This is a genomic window from Microbulbifer sediminum, from assembly GCF_021729035.1.
Taxonomy (GTDB): Bacteria; Pseudomonadota; Gammaproteobacteria; order Pseudomonadales; family Cellvibrionaceae; genus Microbulbifer; species Microbulbifer sediminum.
Genome location: NZ_JAJSAP010000015.1, coordinates 1 through 2,145, shown reverse-complemented (window position 1 = coordinate 2,145; position 2,145 = coordinate 1). Strand labels below are relative to the sequence as shown.

The following is a 2,145-nucleotide window of genomic DNA, read 5'->3' as shown; positions in this document are numbered from 1 at the left end:
GACCAATTCCGTGTTGCGTATGGACCCAATCCCCGGGCTTAAACATGGAGGCAGACTTCCTTAGTTGTTATAACGCCAGCCATAAGCGGCGCCCTGAAAAGGGCGTCCGGTGGAGGGCCGAAGGCCCGGAACAACCTTCATGGCCTTGTTAAGTTTTGACCTTGGCACACACATTCCGGTAAAGATCACTAAAGGCTTCAATCTTGTTATCGAACTCATATGTTTTCCAGTACTTCACGCCAGTGTTGACGACGAATCGTTTTAGAACACCTTCCTCCACAATCTCTTCCATAATCGTCATATTTTCCCAAATCATCTTGAAAGGTCTTCTGTCTGGGCTAGTGTAGATTTCGATACCTTCATCGGTCGTCACTATTCTTAAAGATTCGTAGAGCTCTTCAACATCGCCGAAGGAATCTTTGATCTCCATAACCCCGAGATATAAATAGATCAAAGATGGGGTGAGGCAGAAGTACCATGCGAACGGCAAAAGAAGAAACCCGAGGCAACCCGCCGAAATGAATAGGTATCTTAAGCCCCGATCCCACATGGCTCTTTTGCTTTGCTTTAGCGATTCACGGGAGTAACGATATTCCATTCATGCCCCTAAAACTTAACGCCTGCCAGCATGCGCGGCTACGGAATGGAGGCGAAGCCGCAATGCAGTAGACGTCGCCGTGCCTGGCCTTGTTATAAGCTGACTACTCACTGATTAATTTACCGGTTTCCCAGAACTCGTTTATTTTTGCCCATTGCGATTTCGACTCTGGGAGCAGCAATTTTTGCACCTGATCGGGAACATCCGATCCGACGACATTTATGTTTTGTAGATTCTCTAGGATGCCAACGGTGACTGCTTCCCTGACATAGTCATCTCCCTCAAGGTGCCAGCGCTCAATCACCTCAAAAATGTCGGATAGCTCTTGAGTTCGAGATTCTGAAACGAGCTTAGATATGTACCTGGCTAAATCTGATAGCGCCAAGTATTGAGGAAGCTCTTCATCGTCTCCCCATTCGTTGACGAACGCGTTCCAAATCGGCCTGAACCCATCAGAAACAGCCAAAATTGGTTTGAACATCTCATTTCTCGAGATCATATCCCGAACCTTCTTGGCTTATAACGCCAGCCAGCATGCGCGGCTACGGAATGGAGGCGAAGCCGTAATGCAGTAGGCGTCGCGTGCCTGGCCTTGTTAACTCCTACCACCAGAACCATAGCTCGCTCCCAGGAATACCCATAGAAATGTCACCCTTCCCACGCGGAATGCCAGAAATTCTGGCTTTAAGGCTCTCAGCCAATTCGCTAGGAATCGACAAGACTACTCTCTCGGCGTCGCTTTCAATAAGCCACGCCGAACCATGACTAACCACCAGTTTATCGAACGAGTGATGCTTAAATTTGCAATTCGGCACTAGCAGTTGAGCATCTGACGGCCTAGTCAGTTTGACCGTGCGTCTTTTACCCATATCGGCGTCTGCAATTGCTGCCACCAAATGAGCTAGCGACTCTGCCCCATCTTTATCGCAGGTTAAATGCCAGCCCCGATAACTTTTTGGGTTGCCTTCATAGGTCCATATGTAGACCCGGCCCTTTTGTATCCACTCGTTCAGGTGCATATCTAGTTAACGCCGAAGCACAGCGGCGCCACGTCAGTGGCGTCCGGCGGCCGAAGGCCGCGTACTGATGCGTCTGGTTATGTGACTACTATGCACACCATTCTCCTACTGCATCCGAGGATGAAAATCCGTGCATCATGATGTTTTCGGGCGATTCTCCGAAGCCCAAAGCGAACTCATTTTCTGACTCCAGTGTAAGTAGCCAACTATTATCCATGTGCGCGATGGCTATCACTTTTGAACTTTTATACTTCTCAAAATCGTACTCGGGAAAGCAAGCAGAGGTGACAGTAACCGGGATGGGATCAATTACGTGCTCAAAGAGTGCTCGTAATACCTCGGCCAAGTGCTCCTCGTAAGTTTTGCCCTTAGGGGTAATCAGTTGCGCCCCTTCAGCTATGGACTGCTCAATCTTCTTGATCGCTTCAGACTTAGTCATAACTGATTGCGCACTGGTCTTACCCACAAAAAGTAGACACTCTAACTACGCGCATTTGCGCTCATACTCTGCCGGGCTTACATACCCAA

4 protein-coding genes are annotated in these 2,145 nt (G+C 48.8%); all 4 read right to left on the bottom strand.

Going from position 1 to position 2,145, the window contains the following annotated elements; translation table 11 throughout:
* Positions 1 to 148: 148 nt before the first annotated feature.
* Positions 149 to 598 (bottom strand): hypothetical protein, encoded by a 450-nt coding sequence (locus LVD11_RS16855; protein WP_237060865.1) that lies wholly within the window; start codon positions 596 to 598, stop codon positions 149 to 151.
* A 103-nt stretch (positions 599 to 701) separates the two neighbouring features.
* On the bottom strand, positions 702 to 1,079 hold the full coding sequence (locus LVD11_RS16850; RefSeq protein ID WP_237060863.1) for a DUF7674 family protein: 378 nt from the start codon (positions 1,077 to 1,079) through the stop codon (positions 702 to 704).
* Positions 1,080 to 1,200: 121 nt separating this feature from the next.
* Positions 1,201 to 1,617: a hypothetical protein gene (locus tag LVD11_RS16845; RefSeq protein ID WP_237060861.1), complete on the bottom strand. Its 417-nt coding sequence runs from the start codon at positions 1,615 to 1,617 to the stop codon at positions 1,201 to 1,203.
* A gap of 88 nt (positions 1,618 to 1,705) precedes the next feature.
* Positions 1,706 to 2,056, bottom strand: a complete 351-nt coding sequence (locus tag LVD11_RS16840) for a hypothetical protein (RefSeq protein ID WP_237060860.1) — start codon at positions 2,054 to 2,056, stop codon at positions 1,706 to 1,708.
* Between the last annotated feature and the right edge of the window lie 89 nt (positions 2,057 to 2,145).